General features: G+C 61.7%; 16 protein-coding genes. 12 read left to right on the top strand and 4 right to left on the bottom strand.

Features of this window, described 5'->3' with window-relative positions; genetic code table 11:
* Positions 1-105 precede the first annotated feature (105 nt).
* The 6 genes from U1A53_RS04930 (at position 106) to U1A53_RS04955 (ending at position 9654) form a co-directional block, all read left to right on the top strand.
* A complete protein-coding gene (locus U1A53_RS04930) occupies positions 106-1485 on the top strand; it encodes an arylsulfatase (protein ID WP_322279365.1) in 1380 nt (459 codons plus the stop codon).
* A 92-nt stretch (positions 1486-1577) separates the two neighbouring features.
* Positions 1578-2930 (top strand): sulfatase, encoded by a 1353-nt coding sequence (locus U1A53_RS04935; RefSeq protein WP_322279366.1) that lies wholly within the window; start codon positions 1578-1580, stop codon positions 2928-2930.
* 182 nt (positions 2931-3112) lie between these two features.
* On the top strand, positions 3113-3442 hold the full coding sequence (gene arsD, locus U1A53_RS04940; protein WP_322279367.1) for an arsenite efflux transporter metallochaperone ArsD: 330 nt from the start codon (positions 3113-3115) through the stop codon (positions 3440-3442).
* Positions 3439-5256: an arsenical pump-driving ATPase gene (arsA, locus tag U1A53_RS04945; RefSeq protein ID WP_322279368.1), complete on the top strand. Its 1818-nt coding sequence runs from the start codon at positions 3439-3441 to the stop codon at positions 5254-5256. The genes arsD and arsA overlap by 4 nt, the downstream gene beginning before the upstream one ends.
* Positions 5257-5273: 17 nt before the next feature.
* Positions 5274-7694 (top strand): phosphoenolpyruvate synthase, encoded by a 2421-nt coding sequence (gene ppsA / locus U1A53_RS04950; RefSeq protein ID WP_322279371.1) that lies wholly within the window; start codon positions 5274-5276, stop codon positions 7692-7694.
* Positions 7695-7704: 10 nt separating this feature from the next.
* Positions 7705-9654: a heavy metal translocating P-type ATPase gene (locus U1A53_RS04955; RefSeq protein WP_322279372.1), complete on the top strand. Its 1950-nt coding sequence runs from the start codon at positions 7705-7707 to the stop codon at positions 9652-9654.
* A 3-nt stretch (positions 9655-9657) separates the two neighbouring features.
* Here U1A53_RS04955 and U1A53_RS04960 read toward each other — a convergent pair whose 3' ends face one another.
* Complete coding sequence (locus U1A53_RS04960) at positions 9658-10770, bottom strand: GTP-binding protein (protein WP_322279373.1); 1113 nt, start codon at positions 10768-10770, stop codon at positions 9658-9660.
* 87 nt (positions 10771-10857) lie between these two features.
* On the opposite strand from U1A53_RS04960, the gene U1A53_RS04965 reads away from it, so the two are divergent.
* Positions 10858-11172 (top strand): metalloregulator ArsR/SmtB family transcription factor, encoded by a 315-nt coding sequence (locus tag U1A53_RS04965; protein WP_322279374.1) that lies wholly within the window; start codon positions 10858-10860, stop codon positions 11170-11172.
* A 111-nt stretch (positions 11173-11283) separates the two neighbouring features.
* Positions 11284-12951, top strand: a complete 1668-nt coding sequence (locus U1A53_RS04970) for a sulfatase-like hydrolase/transferase (protein ID WP_322279375.1) — start codon at positions 11284-11286, stop codon at positions 12949-12951.
* 8 nt (positions 12952-12959) lie between these two features.
* On the opposite strand, the gene U1A53_RS04975 is transcribed toward U1A53_RS04970, so the two are convergent.
* Positions 12960-13814 (bottom strand): helix-turn-helix domain-containing protein, encoded by an 855-nt coding sequence (locus tag U1A53_RS04975; RefSeq protein ID WP_322279377.1) that lies wholly within the window; start codon positions 13812-13814, stop codon positions 12960-12962.
* Between the two features lie 88 nt (positions 13815-13902).
* Between U1A53_RS04975 and U1A53_RS04980 the strand changes: the two genes are divergently transcribed.
* Positions 13903-16233 (top strand): hypothetical protein, encoded by a 2331-nt coding sequence (locus U1A53_RS04980; protein ID WP_322279379.1) that lies wholly within the window; start codon positions 13903-13905, stop codon positions 16231-16233.
* On the opposite strand, the gene U1A53_RS04985 is transcribed toward U1A53_RS04980, so the two are convergent.
* Positions 16234-17382, bottom strand: a complete 1149-nt coding sequence (locus U1A53_RS04985) for a sterol desaturase family protein (RefSeq protein WP_322279380.1) — start codon at positions 17380-17382, stop codon at positions 16234-16236.
* Between the two features lie 148 nt (positions 17383-17530).
* On the opposite strand from U1A53_RS04985, the gene U1A53_RS04990 reads away from it, so the two are divergent.
* The 3 genes from U1A53_RS04990 to U1A53_RS05000 all read left to right on the top strand — a co-directional run bounded on the left by U1A53_RS04990 (position 17531) and on the right by U1A53_RS05000 (position 21057).
* Positions 17531-18127, top strand: a complete 597-nt coding sequence (locus U1A53_RS04990; RefSeq protein WP_322279381.1) for a helix-turn-helix domain-containing protein — start codon at positions 17531-17533, stop codon at positions 18125-18127.
* A 6-nt stretch (positions 18128-18133) separates the two neighbouring features.
* Positions 18134-18478, top strand: a complete 345-nt coding sequence (locus U1A53_RS04995; protein ID WP_322279382.1) for a hypothetical protein — start codon at positions 18134-18136, stop codon at positions 18476-18478.
* A gap of 68 nt (positions 18479-18546) precedes the next feature.
* A complete protein-coding gene (locus tag U1A53_RS05000) occupies positions 18547-21057 on the top strand; it encodes a glycosyltransferase (RefSeq protein WP_322279383.1) in 2511 nt (836 codons plus the stop codon).
* Here U1A53_RS05000 and U1A53_RS05005 read toward each other — a convergent pair.
* Positions 21054-21662 carry a VTT domain-containing protein gene (locus U1A53_RS05005; protein WP_322279385.1) on the bottom strand — a complete coding sequence of 203 codons (609 nt, stop codon included), beginning with the start codon at positions 21660-21662 and terminating at the stop codon, positions 21054-21056. The two genes, U1A53_RS05000 and U1A53_RS05005, sit on opposite strands and share 4 nt — an antisense overlap.
* Positions 21663-21691 lie beyond the last annotated feature (29 nt).

Here is a 21691-nt window from a genome sequence, read left to right on the forward strand (position 1 = left end):
CCATTCTGCTGTCCATTTTCACCATGCCATTCGCCGAGCGCCCGCTGACCGAGAGGGCGCATGAAGTGGAAGAAACAACCCCTGCCTGTCGTTCGCAGCGGTTCCATGAAGCTTTTCCGCGCCCTCATTCTCTTTTCGTCATTTGCTTCGCTTCGCTCACTCCTTCGGATCAGCACACGCTTCGCGGTGCTGGCTGTCTCGCTTTGCTCAGCTGTCATTCCACATTTGTCATTCTCGGCGCAGCCCGACTCCGCCAAGGCTCCGACGGACAGGGCGAATCTGATCTGGATCATGGCGGACGACCTCGGTTACGCGGATCTCGGCTGCTACGGGCAGAAGGTCATCACCACGCCGCACATTGACCGCATGGCGGCTGAGGGCATGCGCTTCACGCATTTCTACGCTGGTGCCACGGTCTGCGCGCCATCGCGTTCAGTGCTCATGACAGGCCTGCATCACGGCCACACTCGCGTGCGTGGCAACTCGGGCCAGACGAACCCGGCGGCTCAGGCATTGAAGCCAGGCGATGTTACCGTGGCGGGTGTCTTGCAGAAGGCGGGCTACAAAACCGCGCTCATCGGCAAGTGGGGCCTCGGCAATGTCGGCGCGGCGGAGAGCGGCCTGCCGCGCAAGCATGGCTTCGACTACTTTTACGGCTACCTGAGCCAGCACCACGCGCACAACCACTTCCCGGACTATCTGTGGCGCAATGAGAGCAAGGAGCCGCTCTCCAACATCATCGTGCCCGTCGGCGAAGATGGCGCGGGCTATGCCACGGAGGCGATTCATTACGCGGATGATCTTTTCGCTGACGATGCGCTGAAATTCGTCAGCGAAAACAAAGCGCAGCCCTTCTTCCTCTACTGGAGCATGGTCATCCCGCATGCGAACAACGAGCGCGGCAAAATCCTCGGCGATGGGGCGCATGTGCCCGACTTCGGCCCCTACGCGGATAAAGACTGGCCGAAGCAGGACAAAGGCCAGGCTGCGATGATCACGCGCCTCGACAGCTATGTGGGCCGCATGATGGCGCATCTCAAAACGCTCGGTCTCGCGGAGAACACGCTCATCGTCTTCACCAGCGACAACGGCCCGCACAACGAGAGCAAGCATGACCTCGAGCGCTTCAATCCCAACGGCCCCTACACCGGCATCAAACGCAGCCTCACCGATGGCGGCATCCGCGTGCCCGTGCTCACGGGCAAAGAGCAGCTCAAGCATGACTTCCTTTATTGGGAGTTCCACGAAGGCGGCTTCAAGCAGGCTGCTCTTTATCAAAGCCGCTGGAAGGGCATCCGCAGTGGAGGTCCAGACGCGCCCGTGCACCTCTTTGACCAGCAAAACGATGTCGCCGAGTTAACCAACGTCGCCGAAAAGCATCCCGACATCGCTGAGAAGATCGGCACCTATCTCAAGACCGCCCGCAGCCCACTCGCTGAATGGGAACCGCAGTGGAAAGCCGGCGGCAAGAAGAGTAAAAAGTAATGTAGGCTCAACCTTGTCCGCATCCTCTCCGTTTCGTTCGGAGCTGGGAGATATGGATTAGGAATCAAAATTCCAGCAACCCACCAACCAACATGAAGCGACTGGTCCTCATTCTGCTCACCCTTGGCTCCACGCTCTTTGCCTCGCAGCCAAATATCGTCATCATCTTCGCCGATGATCTCGGCTACGGCGATCTCGGCTGCTATGGCTCGCCAGTCATACATACACCGCATTTTGATCAGATGGCCGCCGAGGGGCTGCGATTCACAGATTTCTACTCCGCAGCGGAAGTTTGCACCCCGAGCCGCGCGGCCTTGCTGACTGGGCGTCTGCCGATCCGTAGTGGCATGTGCGGCGCGAGACGTGTGCTTTTCTCGAACTCCGCAGGCGGCCTGCCACCGGCGGAGATCACCATCGCCGAGGCTTTGAGAGAAAAAGGCTATGCCACCAGGCACATCGGCAAGTGGCACCTCGGCATTCATGCGGGATCGCGCCCGCTCGATCAAGGCTTCGAACACAGCTTCGGCCTGCCTTACTCGAATGACATGGATGGCCGCCCTGGACTGCCGAAAGGCATCAGCGCCTCGCCGAACCCACCGCACGATGGCTGGAATGTTGCCCTGCTGCGTGATGGGAAAGTCGTCGAGCAACCCGCCGACCAAACCACACTCACGAAGCGCTACACCGAGGAGGCTGTGAAGTTCATCTCCGAGAAAAAAGGTGGCCCATTCTTCCTCTACATGCCGCACACCTTCCCGCATGTGCCCATGTTTGCCTCACCCGACTTCAAAGGCAAAAGCCGCGCCGGAATCTATGGCGATGCCGTCGAAGAACTCGACTGGAGCGTCGGCCAGGTGCTCCACACACTGCGCCAGGAAGGCATCGCGGAAAACACGCTCGTCTTCTTCACCAGCGACAACGGTCCCTGGCTCATCATGGGCGATCAAGGCGGCAGCGCCGGTCTGCTCAAAGATGGCAAAGGCAGCACCTGGGAAGGCGGCATGAGAGTCCCCGGCATCGCCTGGATGCCCGGCCGCATCAAGCCCGGCGTGACCACCCAGCTCGCCAGCACGATGGACCTGCTGCCCACCGCGCTCGCCCTCGCCGCAGCACCCACACCGAAGGATGTCACGCTCGACGGCATCGACCTCGCGCCGCTGCTGTTTGAATCCAAACCGCTGCCTGCACGCCCCTACTTCTACTATCGTGGCGATCAGCTCTTCGCCTGCCGTCTCGGCGAGTGGAAAGCGCACTTTCAGAGCCAAACCGGCTACGGCCAGCCCAAAGCCGAAGCGCATGAGCCTCCCCTGCTCTTCCATCTCGGCCGCGATCCCTCCGAAAAGCGCAACGTCGCCGCGCAGCACCCGGAAGTGCTCGCGCAGATCCATGAGGCCGTGCAAGAGCATCAGGCTGCTGTGGTGTCTGGTGAGCCGCAGTTGAGATAACTTCGCCCTCTGACTCACCTAGGGCCTGCGCGATAAAGCGCTCTTGATGACACCCAACCGCAAGATAGGCACACAGCCCCTGCTTTACTTGGCAATTTAGCCAAGTAGTGTGATTCACTGGAAGTGGGGTATGCACCCCATGGCAACGCAGTCGCAAGCCGAACACCTTTCCTCCTCCCACCATGAAAACCATCCAAGTCTATGATCCTCCCATGTGCTGCTCCACCGGCATCTGCGGCACCGATATTGATCCTGACCTCGTCAACTTCGCCGCCATGCTCTCGCAGCTCGGCACGCACGACATCAAGGTCGAGCGCTTCAACCTCGGCCAACAGCCGATGGCCTTTGTGCAGAATCCAGCGGTGAAAGCCTTGCTGGACAAGGAGGGCGCGGAGGTGCTGCCGCTGATCTTCTGGGATGGCGAGGTACATCTCAAAGGCCGCTATCCGACCAAGGACGAACGCCCCGGCTGGTTCCGCGCGGCACTCGGCAAAGAGGAGGAGGCATCATGAAACTGCCATTTTATCAGCCCGATGCCGCCACTTCGACACGCTTTCTCTTTTTCACCGGCAAAGGTGGCGTGGGCAAAACATCACTCTCCTGTGCCACGGCCTTGAAACTCGTCGAGGCGGGTAAACGCGTGCTGCTGGTCAGCACGGACCCGGCTTCGAACCTGGACGAAGTGCTGGAGACGAAGCTCACGAACCAGCCCACGCCCATCGCGGGTGCGCCCGGTCTGGATGCGATGAACATCAACCCTGTCGAAGCCGCCGCCGCGTATCGCGAGCGTCTCATCGGTCCCATGCGCGGTCTCCTGCCGGAAGCGGCATTGCGCAGCATGGAGGAGCAGCTTTCTGGCTCCTGCACGGTCGAGATCGCGGCCTTTGATGAATTCTCGGGTCTGATCGGCAATCCCGACGCCGCGAAGGATTATGACCATGTGATCTTCGACACCGCACCGACCGGCCACACGCTGCGCTTGATGAGTTTGGCAAAAGCCTGGGATCAGTTCCTCGACAAGAACACCAGTGGCACGTCCTGCCTTGGCCCGCTGGCCGGATTGGAAAAGCAGCGCGTCATTTATGAAGCCACGGTCAACACGCTTGCCGATGCTTCGGCCACCACGCTCGTGCTCGTCAGCCGCCCGCAAGGCGCGGCATTGCGCGAAGCCGAACGCACATCCAAGGAACTGCGCGCCATCGGCGTGGGCAACCAATGCCTCGTGGTGAACGGCACCTTTGAAACCGATTGCCCGGAAGATGTGACCGCGCAGGCCATGCAGCAGCGTGGATTGTCCGCTTTGACGGCGGCAAGTGAGTTCATCAGCTCCATGCCGAGCTTCATCGTGCCGTTGCGCCCCATCAACATCCTCGGCATCGGCGGTCTGCGCGTGCTGCTGAGCGGTGATGGGCAAGGCAAGTGCGTGAAGGCGGATGAGAGCGGCTGGACGCCGCCTGAGATGGAAAGTCTCGAAGACCTCGTCGCCACCATCGAACAACAGGGCAATGGCGTGATCATGACCATGGGCAAAGGCGGCGTGGGCAAGACCACTGTCGCTGCTGCCATCGCCGTCATGCTGGCACGGCGTGGCCATTCCGTGCATCTCAGCACCACCGATCCCGCCGCGCATGTGGCGCAGACTTTGCATGGCAAGGTGGAGGGCCTCACGCTCAGCAAGATCGATCCCGCTGCGGAAACCGCCGCCTACCAAGGCGAAGTCATGCTGGCCCAAGGTGCCGCGATGGATGACGCAGGCCGCGCCTTGCTCGAAGAAGACCTGCGCTCGCCCTGCACGGAAGAGATCGCCGTGTTCCGCGCCTTCGCTCGTGAAGTGGGTCGTGGCACAGGTCGCTTCGTCGTGCTCGACACCGCGCCCACCGGCCACACATTGCTCCTTCTCGATGCCAGCGAGGCTTATCAACGCGAGCTGGAGCGCCAAGCCCGCAGCACGCAGCCCGAGGAAGTCCTCAAACTCCTCGAACGCCTGCGCGATCCCGACTTCACCCGCATCCTGCTCGTCACACTGCCGGAGGCCACGCCCGTGCATGAAGCCGCCGCCTTGCAGGAAGACCTCCTCCGCGCACGCATCGAGCCCTTTGCCTGGGTCATCAATCAAAGCCTGCTCAACAGCGGCTCGTGTGATCCCCTGCTGCAATGCCGCGAAGCCTCCGAGCATCGCTACCTTCGTGAGGTTGTGGAAAAGCAAGCCAAGCGCACGGCCTGGCTCCCCTGGCAAGCCGAGGAGCCCGTCGGGCCGGATGCGCTCGCTCATTTGGCATCTTCGAGCCTCTTGCAGGCGCGTGGTGATGTGATTCAGACCCTTTGATCAAATCCATCGAGCTCATGAACACATCCCCAGCCTCCCCCTTCATCAAATGGTTCGCCGACATCACCATCAACGATGTGCCGCTGGTCGGCGGCAAGAATGCCTCGCTCGGCGAGATGGTGCGCGAACTCACGGCCAAGGGCGTGAAGGTGCCTGATGGATTCGCCATCACGGCGGATGCTTACCGGCATTTCATTCGCGAAGCCGGCATTGATGAGAGCATCCGCGCCACGCTCGCGGATCTCGACACCCGCGACATGGCGAACCTCAGCACGCGCGGCCAGTCGGTGCGTCAGGCCATCCTCAATGCCACGCTGCCTGCTGATTTGCAGGAGCTGATCACCACGGCGTATCGCGAACTGCAAGGCAGCAGCACCGCGCCATTGGATGTCGCGGTGCGTTCCTCCGCCACTGCCGAAGACCTGCCCGACGCGAGCTTTGCCGGACAGCAGGAAACCTATCTGAATGTCCACGGCACCGCTGCGCTACTGGAGACGTGCAAGCGCTGCTTTGCCTCGCTCTTCACCGACCGCGCCATCAGCTACCGCGTGGACAAGGGCTTCGATCATTTCAAAGTCGCGCTCAGCATCGGCGTGCAACGCATGGTGCGCTCGGATCTCGCCTGCTCGGGCGTGATGTTCACCATCGATACCGAAACGGGATTCCGCGACGCCGTGATGATCAGCGCCGCCTATGGCCTTGGCGAAAACGTGGTGCAGGGCTCTGTCACGCCGGATGAGTTTCTTGTTTTCAAACCCACGTTGAAGACGGGACATCGGCCTGTATTGCAAAAGACGGTGGGCAGCAAGGAGTTCAAACTCGTCTATGATTCCGGCGGCGGGAAGATGGTGAAGAACATCCCCGTGGCACTGGCGGATCGCGCCAAGCTCGCGCTCACCGATGACGAAGTGCTCGAACTCGCCCGCTGGGCCTGCATCGTCGAAGATCACTACTCGGCGAAACGCGGTCAGCACGCGCCGATGGACCTCGAATGGGCCAAGGATGGCATCACGAGCGAGTTGTTCATCGTGCAGGCTCGGCCCGAGACGGTGCAGTCACGCAAGGATCTCGACGTGCTCGAATCCTATGTCTTGAGCAAGCGCAGCACCGTGCTGACGAGCGGGCGCAGCGTCGGTGCAAAGATCGCCACGGGGCGCGTGCGTGTCATCAAGAGCGCCGAGTTCATAGGCCAGTTTCAGCAGGGCGAAGTGCTCGTCACCGACAAGACCGATCCCGACTGGCAGCCCATCATGAAGAAAGCGGCAGGCATCATCACCAATCGCGGCGGGCGCACCTGTCATGCCGCCATCGTCAGCCGCGAACTCGGCGTGCCAGCCATCGTCGGCACCGAGCACGGCACCGAGGCACTGAAGGACGGCCAGATGGTCACCGTGAGCTGCGCGGAGGGCGACACCGGCTTTGTTTATGAAGGTGAGTTGCCCTTTGAAGTGCAGCGCACCGACTTGAAGTCCCTCGCCCAACCGCGCACGAAGGTGATGATGAACCTCGCCAATCCCGAGGAGGCCTTCGCGCTCTCCTTCATCCCGAATGACGGCGTGGGCCTCGCGCGGATGGAGTTCATCATCAGCACCTACATCAAGATCCATCCGCTCGCGTTGATCAACTTCGCGCAGCTCGCCGATGCCGCTGCCAAAGCGGAGATCGAGAAGCTCACGGCGGGCTACACCGACAAGCCGCAGTTCTTCGTGGATAAACTCGCACAAGGCGTCGCCATGATCGCCGCTGCTTTTTATCCGAAGGATGTCATCCTGCGACTCAGCGACTTCAAAACGAACGAGTATGCCAACCTCATCGGTGGCAAGGCCTACGAGCCAGCGGAGGAGAATCCCATGCTCGGCTTCCGTGGTGCGAGCCGCTACTACCACCCGCGTTATCAGGCTGGCTTCGCGCTGGAGTGCCGCGCCGTGAAGAAAGTGCGCGATGAGATGGGTCTCACCAATTTGAAGCTCATGATCCCCTTCTGCCGCACGCTCGATGAAGGCCGCAAGGTGCAGGCCGAGATGGAGAAGCACGGCCTCAAGCGCAGCCAGGACGGTCTGGAGATTTACGTCATGTGCGAGATCCCCGCCAACGTCATCCTCGCCGAAGAGTTCGCCGACATTTTTGACGGCTTCAGCATCGGCTCCAACGACCTCACTCAACTCATTCTCGGCGTGGATCGCGACAGCGAGATCGTCGCGCCCATCTTCGATGAACGAAACGCCGCCGTGAAAAAGATGATCGCCCAAGTCATCGCCACCTGTCGCGCCAAAGGCCGCAAAATCGGCATCTGCGGCCAGGCTCCAAGTGATTACCCCGAGTTCGCCCAGTTCCTCGTCGAGCAAGGCATCGACAGCATCTCGCTCACTCCCGACACCGTGCTCAAAGCCCGCCTCGCCATTTTGGAAAAGGAGAAGTCCATGGGATTACCCGGATGAACTTCACCTCATGAAATCCGAGCCCGACCACGATAACGGCTTTGCCCCGCCATTTCTTCCGCATTGGATGCAGGAGCGCTGGGCAGTGTTGACGGTGGCTGTTGCTGGATCGGCGCTGATCGTCGGATTCTTTGGGGAGAAGTTCTTCGCCCTGCCCGCGTCGGTTGCGCTTGGGTTTTATGTTTTGTCCTATCTGGCAGGTGGCTACGATGTGGCTCGCGCGGCCTTGCCAGCCTTGTTTCGTGGCAAGTTCGACATCGACCTGCTCATGATCGCGGCGGCGGCTGGGGCGGCCTTGCTCGGCGAATGGGCGGAGGGCGCGTTCCTGCTGTTTCTTTTCTCGCTCGGCCATGCGGGTGAACATTACGCGATGGATCGTGCGCGCAATGCCGTCGGTGTTCTGGGAAAACTCATGCCCCGCACGGCCTTCACGAAACGTGGCGACCGACTTGAAGAAGTGCCGGTGGAACAACTCGCTGTGGATGAAGTCGTGGTCGTGAAACCCGGTGAACGGGTACCGGTGGATGGCGTCATCACTGCTGGCGAGAGCAGCGTCGATCAAAGCGCCATCACCGGCGAAAGCGTGCCCGTGGAGCGCAAACCTGGCGACGAGGTGTTTGCGGGAACGATCAATCAGGACAACGCGCTCGACGTGCGCATGACCCGGCTGGCACGCGACAACACGCTCGCGCGTGTGATGCAGCTCGTCGCAGAGGCACAGGAACAAAAAAGCCCGACGCAGAGATTCACCGAAGTCTTCGCGCGCCGCTTCGTCCCAGCGGTGCTCATCGGCACGCTCCTCGTCATTGTGCTGTTACCGCTCGTGTTTGGATGGACGTGGAGCGCGAGTTTTTATCGCGGCATGTTGCTTCTCGTCGCTGCTTCGCCGTGCGCGCTGGCCATCGGCACACCTGCTGCCGTGCTCGCGGGCATCGCCCAAGCGGCACGTCGTGGGGTGCTGATCAAAGGTGGCATTCATCTGGAGAACCTCGGACGACTGAACACCGTGGCGCTCGACAAAACCGGCACGCTCACCACCGGCCACTTCGCGGTCACTCAGGTCATTGGCTTTGAAGGCACGCCCGAAGACGAAGTCCTGCGCATCGCCGCTGCGGTCGAAGAACAATCCAGTCATCCACTGGCTGCGGCCATCGTGAAGACGACGCGAGAGCGCAATATCACCTTCCCCTCGGCCACCGAGATCGAAAACCTCGCGGGCAAAGGCATCCAGGCGCATGTCGAAGGCGCAGAAGTATTGGTCGGGGCCATGCGAGCCTTTGCTGGTGACTCTGCGGCCGAAAAAGGCCAGCCGCTTGCCAACACCATTGCCAAGCTCGAAGGCGACGGCCAAACCACGGTGATCATCCGACGCGCAGGGAAATTCATCGGTGTCATCGCCCTTGCTGATGAGCCGCGCGCCATGGTCAAAGAAGTGATGCAACGTTTGCGGGCGCAAGGCATCGAGCGCCTGGTGATGCTCACCGGCGACAATGCCTCCGTGGCCCACCGCGTCGCAGAGCAAATCGGACTTACCGATGTTTGCGCGGAACTGCTGCCGGGAAACAAGCTGACGCTCGTGCATGAACTGGAGCAGGATCGCGGTGTCATCGCGATGATCGGCGACGGCGTGAACGATGCCCCCGCACTGGCCGCCGCCACCGTCGGCGTGGCGATGGGCGCAGGCGGCACCGCCGTCGCCTTGGAAACCGCCGATGTCGTGCTCATGGGCGATGACCTCGGCAAGCTGCCCTTTGCCATCGGCCTGAGCCGCGCCAGCGCCCGCATCATCCGTCAGAACCTCGTGATCGCGCTCGGTGTCATCGCCCTCCTCCTGATCGCCTCGGGCTTTGGCGTTATCCCCCTGAGCATCGCAGTCGTCCTGCACGAAGGCAGCACCATCGTGGTGGTGTTGAATGCCCTGCGACTTCTCACTTGGCGTGAGAGCATCGGCAGTGCCTAACGGTCACCCATCGCGATGTGTCGGAGTCGGTTTGCCGGGGCGGAAGTGCTCTTCGTGGTCGAGCGTGGCCTGGAGGCCGAAGATTTGCGATGCGGTGGCTACGAGGCCAGCTTTCACGGCTTCCATGAGCGAGGCGGGATCAGCCTCGGCACGCAGATTGATGATGAGCTGACCGCCGGTGGTCGGTTCGTCGAGTTCCATGCCGAGTTCGGCCACATAGTCGCTGCGCACGAGGTTGATGCTCGCCAGTTCACCGGCGATGCCGTCGTCGGGGCTGAAGGTCATCTTGAAATGGGCGATCTCCACGCCTGCGAGCTGCAAACGGCCCTGCACGTTCGTCGCGAGTCGCTTCAGGAAATCATTCGCATCGAACTCATCATCTGATTTCAGCGTCACCGTAGCATTCAGCCAGCCGAGCAGTGCCTCGCCATCGGCATACACTTCGTAATCGACGGCCATCGGATTGCGCCGGGCTTGCTCATCGGTCATGAGGCTGGCGAACAACTCGTCCAGGCCGGTTTCCTGACGCGGCGAGGCAGTGACGACCTTCGCCAGCGGGAATTCCTTTGTCAAAACGCCTCGCAGCTCTTCGCGCTGCGTGTCGTCGATGAGATCGCTTTTGCTGATGACGATGATGTCGGCTTCTTCGAGCTGCTTCTTGAAGATGTAGGCCACCTTCGCCGAAAACGTGCCGCCTGCATCGAGACCAAACACACGCCGCGCACGAATCGGGTCCACCAGCACGCTGAGTGGCGCGATGGTGAAGGAATCGCCATACATGCGGCGCAGCGGATACGTCACCGTCGCCACGAGATCCGTGCAGCTCCCCACCGGCTCGGCGATGAAGACATCGGGCTTGGAGTCGTTCGTGAGCTTGCTGGCGGCATCGACGAGCGTGTTGAAACGGCAGCAGAAGCAGCCGCCCGCGATTTCCTCCGTCGCGTAGCCCTGGCCGCGCAGCAGTTTCGTGTCCACGAGTCCGCCCGCCTGATCATTCGTGATGAGGCCGACTTTGAGGCCCTGATCGCTCAAATGCCGCGCCAGACGGCCGACGGTGGTGGTTTTGCCGGCTCCGAGGAAGCCGCCGATCATGATATAGCGCGCGCGTTGGGACATTCAGTTTTGTATTTGCCAGATGTGGCAAATAAACAAGCGCCAATTGCCTTTCTTGCACAAAAATCCTCCGCGCTGTATTCCCTCCCCATGCCCGGACGCAAATCATTCGACTGCCTCAGCGCCATGCGCGCGCTGGGCGAGCCGACCCGGCTGCGCCTCGTGCGCCAGCTCATCGCCGGGGCAAAGCCCGTGACCGAGCTATGCGAAGCACTCCACGTCACGCCCTACAACGTCTCCAAGCACCTCCGCGTCCTCAAAGAGGCCGGCCTGCTCGAAGTCGAAAAACAGGGCCAGCAGCGCATCTACGCCCTCGCCGCCGCCTTTCGCGAGAAGCTCTCGAACAACTCGAAAACTCTCGACCTCGGCTGCTGCCAGTTTCATTTCGACAAGCTGCCGGAGTAGCGATGGAGGCGCGTCAAGGCGGCTGCGTCGTCAAGTTGAGTCAAGATGGTCAAGAGTCGTGCGTTAAGACATCCCGCCACCTTATTGATCTTTGCCCCCTTGACCCTCCCCATGATCCGCGCCGCCTTTTTTCTCTTCGCCCTTTGCCCTTCGCTCTTCGCCGCAGCCAAACCCAACGTCCTGCTCATCTGCGTCGATGATTTGAAGCCCCTCCTTGGATGCTACGGCGACAAGGTGGTCAAATCACCGAACATCGACCGACTGGCGACGCGGGGCGTTTTGTTTGAGAAGGCGTTTTGCAATCAGGCGGTGTGCTCACCGTCGCGCAATGCGCTCACGACCGGTTTGCGGCCGCAGACGCTCGGCATTTATGACCTGCCGACGAATTTCCGCAAAAGCGCGCCTGATGCGGTGACGCTGCCGCAGTATTTCAAGGCGAACGGCTACCGCGCCGAAGGCCTCGGCAAAATCTTCCACGTCGGTCATGGCAATGTGAATGACGAGGCCTCGTGGAGCGTGCCGCATTACAGTCCGAAGACGATCAGCTACGCGCTGAAGGAAAACAATCCGCCGGAATCGACCCGCGAGCAGGCGCTGTTTGAAAACAAGAAGGAGGCCTGGAAGCTGCCGCGTGGTGCGCCCGCTGAAAACGCCGACGTGCCGGACAATCGCTACGGCGACGGCATGATCGCCGACGAGGCCATCAAACGGCTCGCAGCGGCCAAAGCGAAGCCGGACGAGCCGTTTTTCCTCGCCGTGGGCTTTTTGAAGCCGCATCTGCCGTTCGTGGCGCCAAAGAAGTACTGGGATCTGTACGATCCCGCGTCCTTCAAGCTGCCGGAGCTGCAAAAAGCGCCTGAAGGAGCACCCGAGTTCGCGCCGAGTTCCTGGGGCGAGCTGCGGCAATACAAGGACATGCCGGAAAAAGGCCCCGTGACGACCGAGCAGGCGATCCATCTCATCCACGGCTACCACGCGGCCACCAGCTACATGGACGCGCAGCTCGGCAAGGTGCTGGATGCGCTCGACGCGAATGGCTTCACTGAAAACACGATCATCGTGTTCTGGGGCGACCACGGCTGGCATCTCGGCGACCACGGCATGTGGTGCAAGCACACGAACTACGAGCAGGCTGCGCGCATTCCCGTTATCGTCGCCGCTCCAGGCATCGCGGGTGGCCAGCGCACGCAGGCACTCGTCGAATCGTGTGACATCTATCCCACGCTCGCCGAACTCTCTTCCCTGCCTGCTCCCGCGAAACTCGACGGTCGCAGTTTTGCCTCCGTTTTGAAGAATCCAGCCACCAGCGTCCGCGATCATGCCATCCATGTTTATCCACGCGGCGAAGGATTGATCGGGCGTGCCATCCGCACACAGCGACATCGTCTTGTTGAATGGAAAAAACCCGGCGCGGCTGCTGAAACGGCCATTCTCGAACTCTACGACTATGAGGCCGATCCCGCCGAGACGAAGAACCTTGCAGCCTCGCAGGCCGAAATCGCCGCGGAGCTTCGTAAACTCCTCGCCACCCATCCCGAGGCCAAACCACAGATATCAAACAAGACCGAGACGAAAAAAGCCGAAACCAAGAAGCCGACTCAAGATCGCGGCAAGATGTTCGACCAACGCGACAAGGACAAAGACGGCCAGCTCACGAAGGAAGAGTTCCTTCTCAACCAGCCCGATCCCGACGAGGCTCCGAAGCGATTCCCCAAATTCGACGTGGATGGCAACGGCACGCTAAACCGAGAGGAGTTTGTCAAAAGCGGGAAGAAGTGACGCCAGCACTACACCGCGCCACCACCCTCGCGATACGCAGAGGGTGAGAGCCCGGTGTGGCGGCGAAACCAGGCCGTGAAATGCGAAGCGTGACGGAAGCCGAGCGCGAAGGCTGTTTCTTTGAGTGTGTCTTGATCAGCGATGATGCGCTCACGCGCGGCATCAAGACGCCGACGTTCCAAAAAAGAGCGCAGGCCCATGCCGAGGTGCTGCTGGAGGACTTGATCGGCACGGCGGACACCAAGCGGGAATTCGGACGGCAAAGTCGGTGTGATTTGGTCGAGCGGGCGTGAATTCAACCACGCCACGAGCTGATCGACCCGCCGACGGTTTGTTGGTGCGCGGGATTCGGGCTGAATATCGAGTTGGCGAAGCGTTTCGATGAAAACAACGAACCACGCGGCAAACTCCGCCTCGTGAGCCGCCCAACCGGCCAGCGAACGAATTTTGGGCATGACCGCGTCGCGAAAACCCACGCTCTTTTTGCCGCGATGGACACGACGGAAGAGTTCCAGCGTGGCGAGGCGAAGTTTGGGCGACTTGGTGGCGAAATTCAGTCCGCTGCGAAACAGCGGCGTGCCATCCGGCCATGCAATGCGGAAGCCGACGGACAAAAGGCGCGTGTTTTTCGCGAACCAATGCCGCCGCAGTCCCGGTGCGGAGAAAAATGCCTGGCCTCGCGATACCGCCATCTCGTTTCCATCCGCACGAATGCGCACCTCACCGCGCTCGACGAAGAACACGCCCGGTGGCACTGGAATCTCCGCCGACCACACGTCACATGTCGGCACCGCGCCGCGATACACCCACAGCCATTCGTGGCGAAGGCTGCGCCAGGCATCGGCGGGGATCGTTTTCGGCATCGCGCAGCTTGGCGGGACATGTAAGCGATTTCAATCCGGCATAACAACGTCGGGTTGCCAGTCACACGGACTTGGCTTTGCTCAGACGATGAAAGCCAACCTCCTCGCTCTCTCCATTTTCACCAGCGTCGCCTTTGCCCAAGAACCGCGAAGCGTGAGCGGCATCTACCCGAGTTTGGCGATGTTCAATAACGAAGGCGAGTGCGGCACCGGAGCCGTCGTGCCGTGGGCGGATCGCTTGTGGGTCATCACTTACGGGCCGCATCTGCCCTTCGGATCGAGCGACAAGCTCTACGAGATCACGCCGGAGCTGACGCAGATCGTACGCCCGGAGAGCGTCGGCGGCACGCCGGCGAATCGCATGATCCATCCCGAGTCGCAGCAGCTTTTCATCGGGCCGTACATCATCGACGCCGAACGCAAAGTGCGAGTAATCCCGCCCTACATCATGCCGGGTCGTCTTACCGGCAATGCGCGGCATCTCACCGACCCCGCAGGCAAGATCTACTACGCCACGATGGAGGAGGGACTCTACGAGGTCGATGTGAAGTCCCTCGCGGCGAAAAACCTCATCCGTGACGGCAATCCTCACAAGAAAGACTTCAAGGTCGAAGCCCAGCTCTCGAATCTCGAATCACAACTGCCGGGCTATCACGGCAAAGGTCTGTATTCGAGCCAGGGCCGCCTCATTTACGCCAACAACGGCGACCGCGACAAACGCGTGCTCACCGATCCCACCACGCCCAGCGGCGCTCTCGGTGAATGGTCCGGCAGTGGCGACTGGCAGCTCGTGCGGCGCAATCAATTCACCGAGGTCAGCGGCCCCGGCGGCATCAGCGGCAGCGATGCCAACGCCCCCGTGTGGAGCATCGGCTGGGACGCGAAATCACTCATCCTCATGCTGCTCGATGGTGGCAAATGGCAGTCCTTTCGCCTGCCCAAAGTCAGCCACAGCTATGACGGCGCGCACGGCTGGAACACCGAATGGCCGCGCATCCGCGACATCGGCGAGGAAAACCTGCTCATGACCATGCACGGTGCGTTCTGGAGCTTCCCGCGCACGTTTTCCGCCGCGAACACCAGCGGCATCCGCGTGCGCAGCGCCTACATGAAGGTCATCGGCGACTTCACCCGCTGGAACGACCGCCTCGTCTTCGGCTGTGATGACTCGGCGAAGTCGGAGTTCCTCAACAAGCGCAAAGTCAAAGGCGGCATCGACAGCGTCGGCCAGTCGCAGAGCAACTTGTGGTTCACGAGCCCCGAAACACCCGGCAAACTTGGCCCCGCGCACGCCAGCGGCGCGGTGTGGCTGCATGACAGCGTGAAGACGGGGCAGAAGGGAGAATTGTTCCTGGTCGCGGGTTGGAAGCATCGGAGCATGTGGATCATCAATCACGCGACTGGTGAATCCACCCGCACTGATGTCGTCAGTGACGACGATTGGTTGCGAACCGAGGCTGGAGCGGACTCGAAAGACTTCAGTGTCTTTGTCACGCTCACCAACGGCGAAATGCGCGGCACCACGCCGGATCCAATCTTCGATGGCATCGCCCGAATCACCGATTCCAATGCTCAAACCGGCGTTTTCCGTCCACGCGGCGAAAACAAGCGCACGCTGAGTCTGGCCACGAAAGACGGCTACTACGAGATGGGGGCCGATCTGGCCCTCAAACGTGTCGAAGACGCCAAAGCGCAGGCTTTTGTCGAAAAGAGCGTCGCCATACCGAAGAACGTGATCACGCTCGACGAGGCCAGCGTGCTCGTCGTCGATGATCGCGGCCGTCACTGGCGTCTGCCGCGTGCTTCGAAGGCCTACGACGGCCCCACGAATGCCGGTGAGCTGCGTGTGTGTCGCGAAGTCGCCACCGAGCGTGACATGCTCAGCGCCTGCGGCACCTTCTTCGAGCTGCCTGCCGAGAACGCGGATGGTTTCGCGAAGATCCGCCCCATTTGCTCACACGATCTGCGTGTGACCGACTTCGGTGGCTATCGCGGCTTGTTTTTGATGAGCGGCATCAAACCCGACGCGAAAACCAGCGAGCACATCCTCCGCAGCGACGACGGCAAAGCCGCGTTGTGGGCCGGAGCCATCGACGACCTCTGGAAACTCGGCAAACCCCGCGGCGAAGGCGGTCCGTGGAAGAACACGAAGGTCAAAGCGAGTCAGAAAAGCGATCCGTATCTCATGTGGGCTTACGACCAGCGCACACTGACGCTAAGCCACGATCAAAACGAGCCCGTGAGCTTTCACATCGAACTCGACCTCACCGGCACCGGCCTATGGGTGACCTGGCAACGCCGCGACGTTTACCCCGTTGCTCCAATCAATCTCACCTTTGAGCCCGCCGTGCAGGCCCGCTGGATGCGTGTAACCACGGACAAGACCTGCACGGCGACGGCGCAGTTGAAGTATGAGTGATCACTTCTTGCGTCGAAACGGATGGAGGAACTGCTGCCAGTAGCCTTTCGGCACGGGATGGCCGCCGATGCCGTAGGCTGAAGGCCAGCGGCCGTCGGTGGGCATGTGGTGGGTGCCGAAGAGTTTGTCGAACAGCGGGAAGTGGATCGCAAAGTTCACGTCGATGGCCTCTTTTTCGATGCCGTGATGCCAGTGATGGAAGCGGGGCGTGACGAGGTATTTTTCCATGAAGCCGAGCCGCCAGCCGAGATTCGAGTGCGCGAAGGTGGCGAAGAGATAGACGACGAGGACGTAGGCGTTCACCGCAGTCTGGCTGAAGCCGAGCAGGATCATCGGGAAGACCGTGGTGCCGCGCAGAACAAGGATTTCGAGGAAGTGCATCCGCGCCCCGGCCATCCAGTCCATGTGCTGCGCGGAGTGATGCACCGCATGGAAACGCCAGAGGGCCGGGATGCGATGAAACAGGCGATGCACCCAGTACTGCACCAGATCGGTGAGGAACATGATCGCGATCAATTGCACCAGGAAGGGCAACGCCGCGACCCAGGCGCGAAATTCCGTCCATGACGTGAGTTTGAAGAGCGTCTGCGCGGGCATGAAGCTCAGCCAAGTGAGCACCTGCACCATCATGCTGCTGATGAGGTAGTAGAATAGGTCCTCGCGCCATTCGTAACGGAAGATGCCCTGATCGGCACGGCGTGGGAAGAGCGTCTCCAGCGGGATGAAGAGGAAGCCGGTGAACAGCAGGCGCAGCACGAAGAAATCGAGGCCGAAGTAAACCGGCGTCACATCGGGGGCCACGGCGGAAGCGGACGTGCCGCCGAAGGTCACGGCCAGCAGCGTGGCCACCATGCCGGTGATACCGAGGATTTTGCTCGGGCGCAGAACCAGGTTCAGCAGCGAGAATGCGAACGCCAGGACCATGAGCACGAACATGCCTGTGCGGAAGGCGGGATGGCCGATCAGCCCGGCGTTTTCCTTCATGGTGAAGACGCCGGGGAAGCGCATCATCACCACGCTGCCCAACGCTGCGAGGCCGAACATCATGCCCAGGACGCCGCTGATCCAGCCACTGCCAAACTTCCGCAGCGCGGGCGGGGCTTCGAGTTCACGACGAATCTTCAGGCGGGTCTCGTGGAGCGGGTTCATGGCTCGATTCTAGAATTGCTTGGTTTGATTACAAGAGGACTGGAGATGACCTTGCGCCGGATTTGGTCATGCAATCTTGCAGCACGCGAAAAAAATTTCATCGCATCCGGGGTGAGAAGTGTCACACTTGCGCAGCCCAACCCACCCCATGCCAGCCACCTTTGGACAAATGCTCACCGCAGCACGCGAAAAGCGTGGCTTGTCCATCGAGGACGCCGCTCATGAGACGCGCATTCCGGCGCAGCGCCTGCGCCATCTGGAGTCCGGCAATTTCGCCGCCTTTGGCAACATGACCTACGCACGCTCCTTTATCCGGCAGTACAGCGACTTCCTTGGAGTGGACGCATCAGCGATGCTGGAAGAACTGCCAGAGGGCGCGCTGGGCGGTGAGCGTGATTATCGTTACCTCACGCATTCCCATGGACCCTGGCTGCGTGAACGTGCCGCCCGCACAGAGCGCGTCACCGCGCCTGCTGCCAGCCGTGTACAATCCATCAAATCGCCGCTTCCTGCCGCCATCGCAGTCTTTGTGCTGATTCTGGCCGGTACCGCCATGTGGGGCAAGCATGTGGCGGACATGCGCCGCCAGGTGGAACCTGCCGCGCTGAAAGCCCTGCCGGTGGAGGGTGATGAGGCCGTATCTCCTTCCGTGACAAGCTCCCCTACCACCGTCGATACGGCGGCTGTGAAAACAAAGCATGTGGATTTCCCGGTCTCGGTCCGCAAGGCAACACCGGTGGATTGATGCACGATGCCTGCACCTGACCCCATTCCTGCAAAGTCAACGTGGTGGCTGGAATCGCTGCTCTGGTCGGCCGTCATCGCCGTGGCAGTCGGCATCGCCGCGTATGTGAGCGAGACCGCGCGTGAGGTCATGATGCAGGGCCTGGCCTATCTCTTTGCCTTCATGACCACGCCGTTCATCCTCGAGGCCACGGCGGCTTTTGTAGGTTTGTGCGTCGTCATCGCCATCAACAACCGCCGCCTCGAGCGCGAAGGAGACGGCTGGGTGGAAATGGAAGTCAAGCAGCCCAAGCCGGCAGATGACGACCTCTCCGTGAAGCCGGAAACCACCGGCAAAGCCTCCAAGATCTGAATCTGGCTGGCCTTGGACGCGTCCATGCTTCACCTTTCGGGCTTCCCGAACGTGAACCTCACGCCTGCATGAATCCCGCGCCGCCGTCTTCCAGCCCTCCGCCCGTGCTCCACGGACAGCGTGTGGTGACGGCGGGAAAATTTCTCCAACTGGCCGACGGCACGCCGCATTTCATGCGCGGGGTCAGCTACGGCCCCTTCAGGCCAAACTCGCGCGGCGAACCCTTTCCTGAAGATGAGCCCTTGGCCGCTGACCTGCGCCACATCGCGTCCCTCGGCTTCAACACCCTGCGCCTTTATGAACTGCCCACGCCCGCCGTGCTGCGCGAGGTCGAGGCCCTCGGTCTGCGGCTGATTGTGGGCATCCCGTGGGCCGAACATGTCGATTTCCTCGCAGATCGAGCCCTCTGCCGCGACATCGAATCGCGCATCACCGAAATCACCGCACGGCTGCGAGATCACCCCTGCATCACCGCATTTCTCGTCGGCAATGAGATCGAAAAAACGCTCGTGCGCTGGATGAGGCCTGAGCGAGTGCGTGCATTCATTGAGAAATTGATTGGGATCGCCCGCCACCACGCGCCACGGACGCTCATCAGCTACGCCACCTATCCGTCCACGGAGTACCTTGTGCCTCGCAACGCCGATTTCCTCGCGGTGAACGTCTATCTGGAGTCGAGCGAGGCCTTCGCCGCCTGCCTCGCGCGTTTGCAGAACCTCGTCGGCAACAAACCCCTACTGATCACCGAGTTCGGGCTCGATGTAAACGCGCATGGCGACGCCAGGCAGGCCGAGATCATGCGCTGGCAGCACGACTGCCTGCTGCGCGGCGGTGCGGCCGGCGGCGTGTGGTTCGCCTACACCGATGAATGGCATCGCGGGGGCCGGGAGATCACGGACTGGCGCTTTGGCATCGTGGACCGTGAGCGTCACGAGCGGCCAGCCTGTGCCGTGGCGCGCGATTTGACCGTGCAACTGCCCGCGCCCGCCGATGCGCCGCGCATCTCCGTCATCGTCTGCACGCGCAACGGTTCCTCCACGCTGCGGGCCTGCCTCGAATCACTCGTGGCGCTGCATTATCCCGACTTTGAGATTCTGGTGATCGACGACGGCTCCAGCGATGCCACGGCGGAGATCGCAAAAGGGTTGGAGGGTGTGCGGTATCATCGTCAGGAGCATGCGGGGCTCAGCGTGGCGCGAAATCTCGGCGCACAGCTCGCCACCGGTTCGGTCCTGGCCTACACGGACGACGATTGCATCGCGCATCCCGGCTGGCTGCTGCATCTGAGCCATGCTTTTGCGGATGCAGCCGTGGTTGCCGCCGGCGGGCCGAACATCCCGCCGCCACCGCGCAACCACATCGAAAGCGTCGTCGCCGCCGCGCCGGGAGCGCCCGCACATGTGCTGCTGAGCGACACCGAGGCCGAGCACTTGCCCGGCTGTAACCTCGCCATCCGCAAAACGGCACTCGATGACATCGGCGGCTTCCGTGCCGAGTTCAGGGCCGCTGGCGATGACGTGGACGTTTGCTGGCGGCTGCGGGAACGCGGCGTGCTGCGCTTCGTTCCCGGCGCGATGGTCTGGCATCACCGCCGCTTCACGGTGAAGGCCTATCTGCAGCAGCAGCTCGGCTACGGCCATGCCGAGGCGCTGCTCATGAAGGCGCATCCCGCGCGCTTTGGTCCGCTCGGCGGTGCGCGCTGGCGTGGCGGCATTTATGGCGACCAGCTTCCGGCGGAACATCCCGTCGAAGGCAGCATTTTTCACGGCCCGTTCGGCCTCGGCGCGTTTCAAATCATCTACGCTTCGCCCTCGTTCCGCTGGTGGGAACGGCTGACCGGCCTGCTGTGGATCGCGCTGCTGCTGCCCGTGTTGATTGGCCGGCAGTTGGAGGTCGCCACCGGCATCCTGCTGTTTGTGACGTGGGCAGCATGGCGGATCAGCGTGCGCAACGCGGCTGCGGCCGGTGTGAGCGGCATGGGTGATCGCGTGCTGCTCTGCTGGCTGAGCTTTTTGCAACCCATCGTGCGTGAATGGGCGCGGCTGCGCGGCATGCTGCGGCTCGGTGCACGTCCGAGCCGCCAGCCGCTGCTGCCGGAGATCGTGCCGCCCGAGATGCCGCACAAAACCGCGCTCACCCTCGGCACACTGCGCTTTTGGAGCGAAGCCGGCGTCACCCGTGATGCCTGGCTGCACCAGATGCGCCTGGCGCTCAAGGCCGCGCACATCCTCCACCGCGAGGATGACGGCTGGCGCTGGTTTGACCTCGAAGCCTGGCCCTGGGCCGAGATTTCACGCGCCTGGCTCAGCGTGACTGAGTACCACGGCGGACAACGCTGCCTCACCCGCGTGCGCCTGGTCCTCCGCATCCGCCACAGCATGTGGTGGAACCTGCTGCTGTGGTTTGTGCTCGCCACGATCCTCATGGCGGCAGGTTTGCACGCGCTGCTTGTGCTCGGCACCCTCGCCGCCGTGGCTGCCGCGCTGCTCATTCCGCTCGGCATGTGGATCATCCGCCGTGAGATGAGAAAAATCGCCCGCAACGCGGCACTGGCCGCCGGTTTGACCGAGATGCCCTAACGCCGCAGCACCCGCGCAGCCCCCAGCCAGAGCAACACCGGCACGAGGCAACTCAGCGCAATCGCCCAGCCGGGTTCGCTTTGACCGAGATGCCCGATCGCCGCGAATGCAAACCCCAGCGGCACGGATCCACAGCCCAGCGCTGGCAGAAACACCCTCCAGCGCATGTTGGAAAGCCCCGCGAGACATGCCACCGCCTCCGGCAACACTGGCATCCAGCGTGACAGGGCCACCAGCCAGCCGCCGCGTTTCTCAAAGATCTCCTCGCCACGTTGTAATCCATCCTCTCCGGCGATCCAGCGCGCCGCGCCACGCCCCAGCCAGCGGCACGATGCATACGCGATGATGCCCGACAGCATCGAGCCTGCCACGCAAATCAACCCACCCAACCACCAGCCATACTTCCAGCCAAGCGCTGACATCACCACCGTCGAAGGCACCGGCAGCACGATGTCCGAGATCAGCAGCGCGATCCCCGCCGCCCAGGCCCAGTCACCATAGCCTTCCATCCACTTCCGTGCCCCTTCCAAACTGAGCACCTCATCAAACAACGCCCCCCAGATCACAAACGGCACGATGATTCCAGCGAGAACGACGAGAATCAAAATGGTGAGAGAACGGTTGCCACGAGTCA

Origin of the sequence: Prosthecobacter sp., assembly GCF_034366625.1 — a bacterium.
Classification (GTDB): domain Bacteria; phylum Verrucomicrobiota; class Verrucomicrobiia; order Verrucomicrobiales; family Verrucomicrobiaceae; genus Prosthecobacter.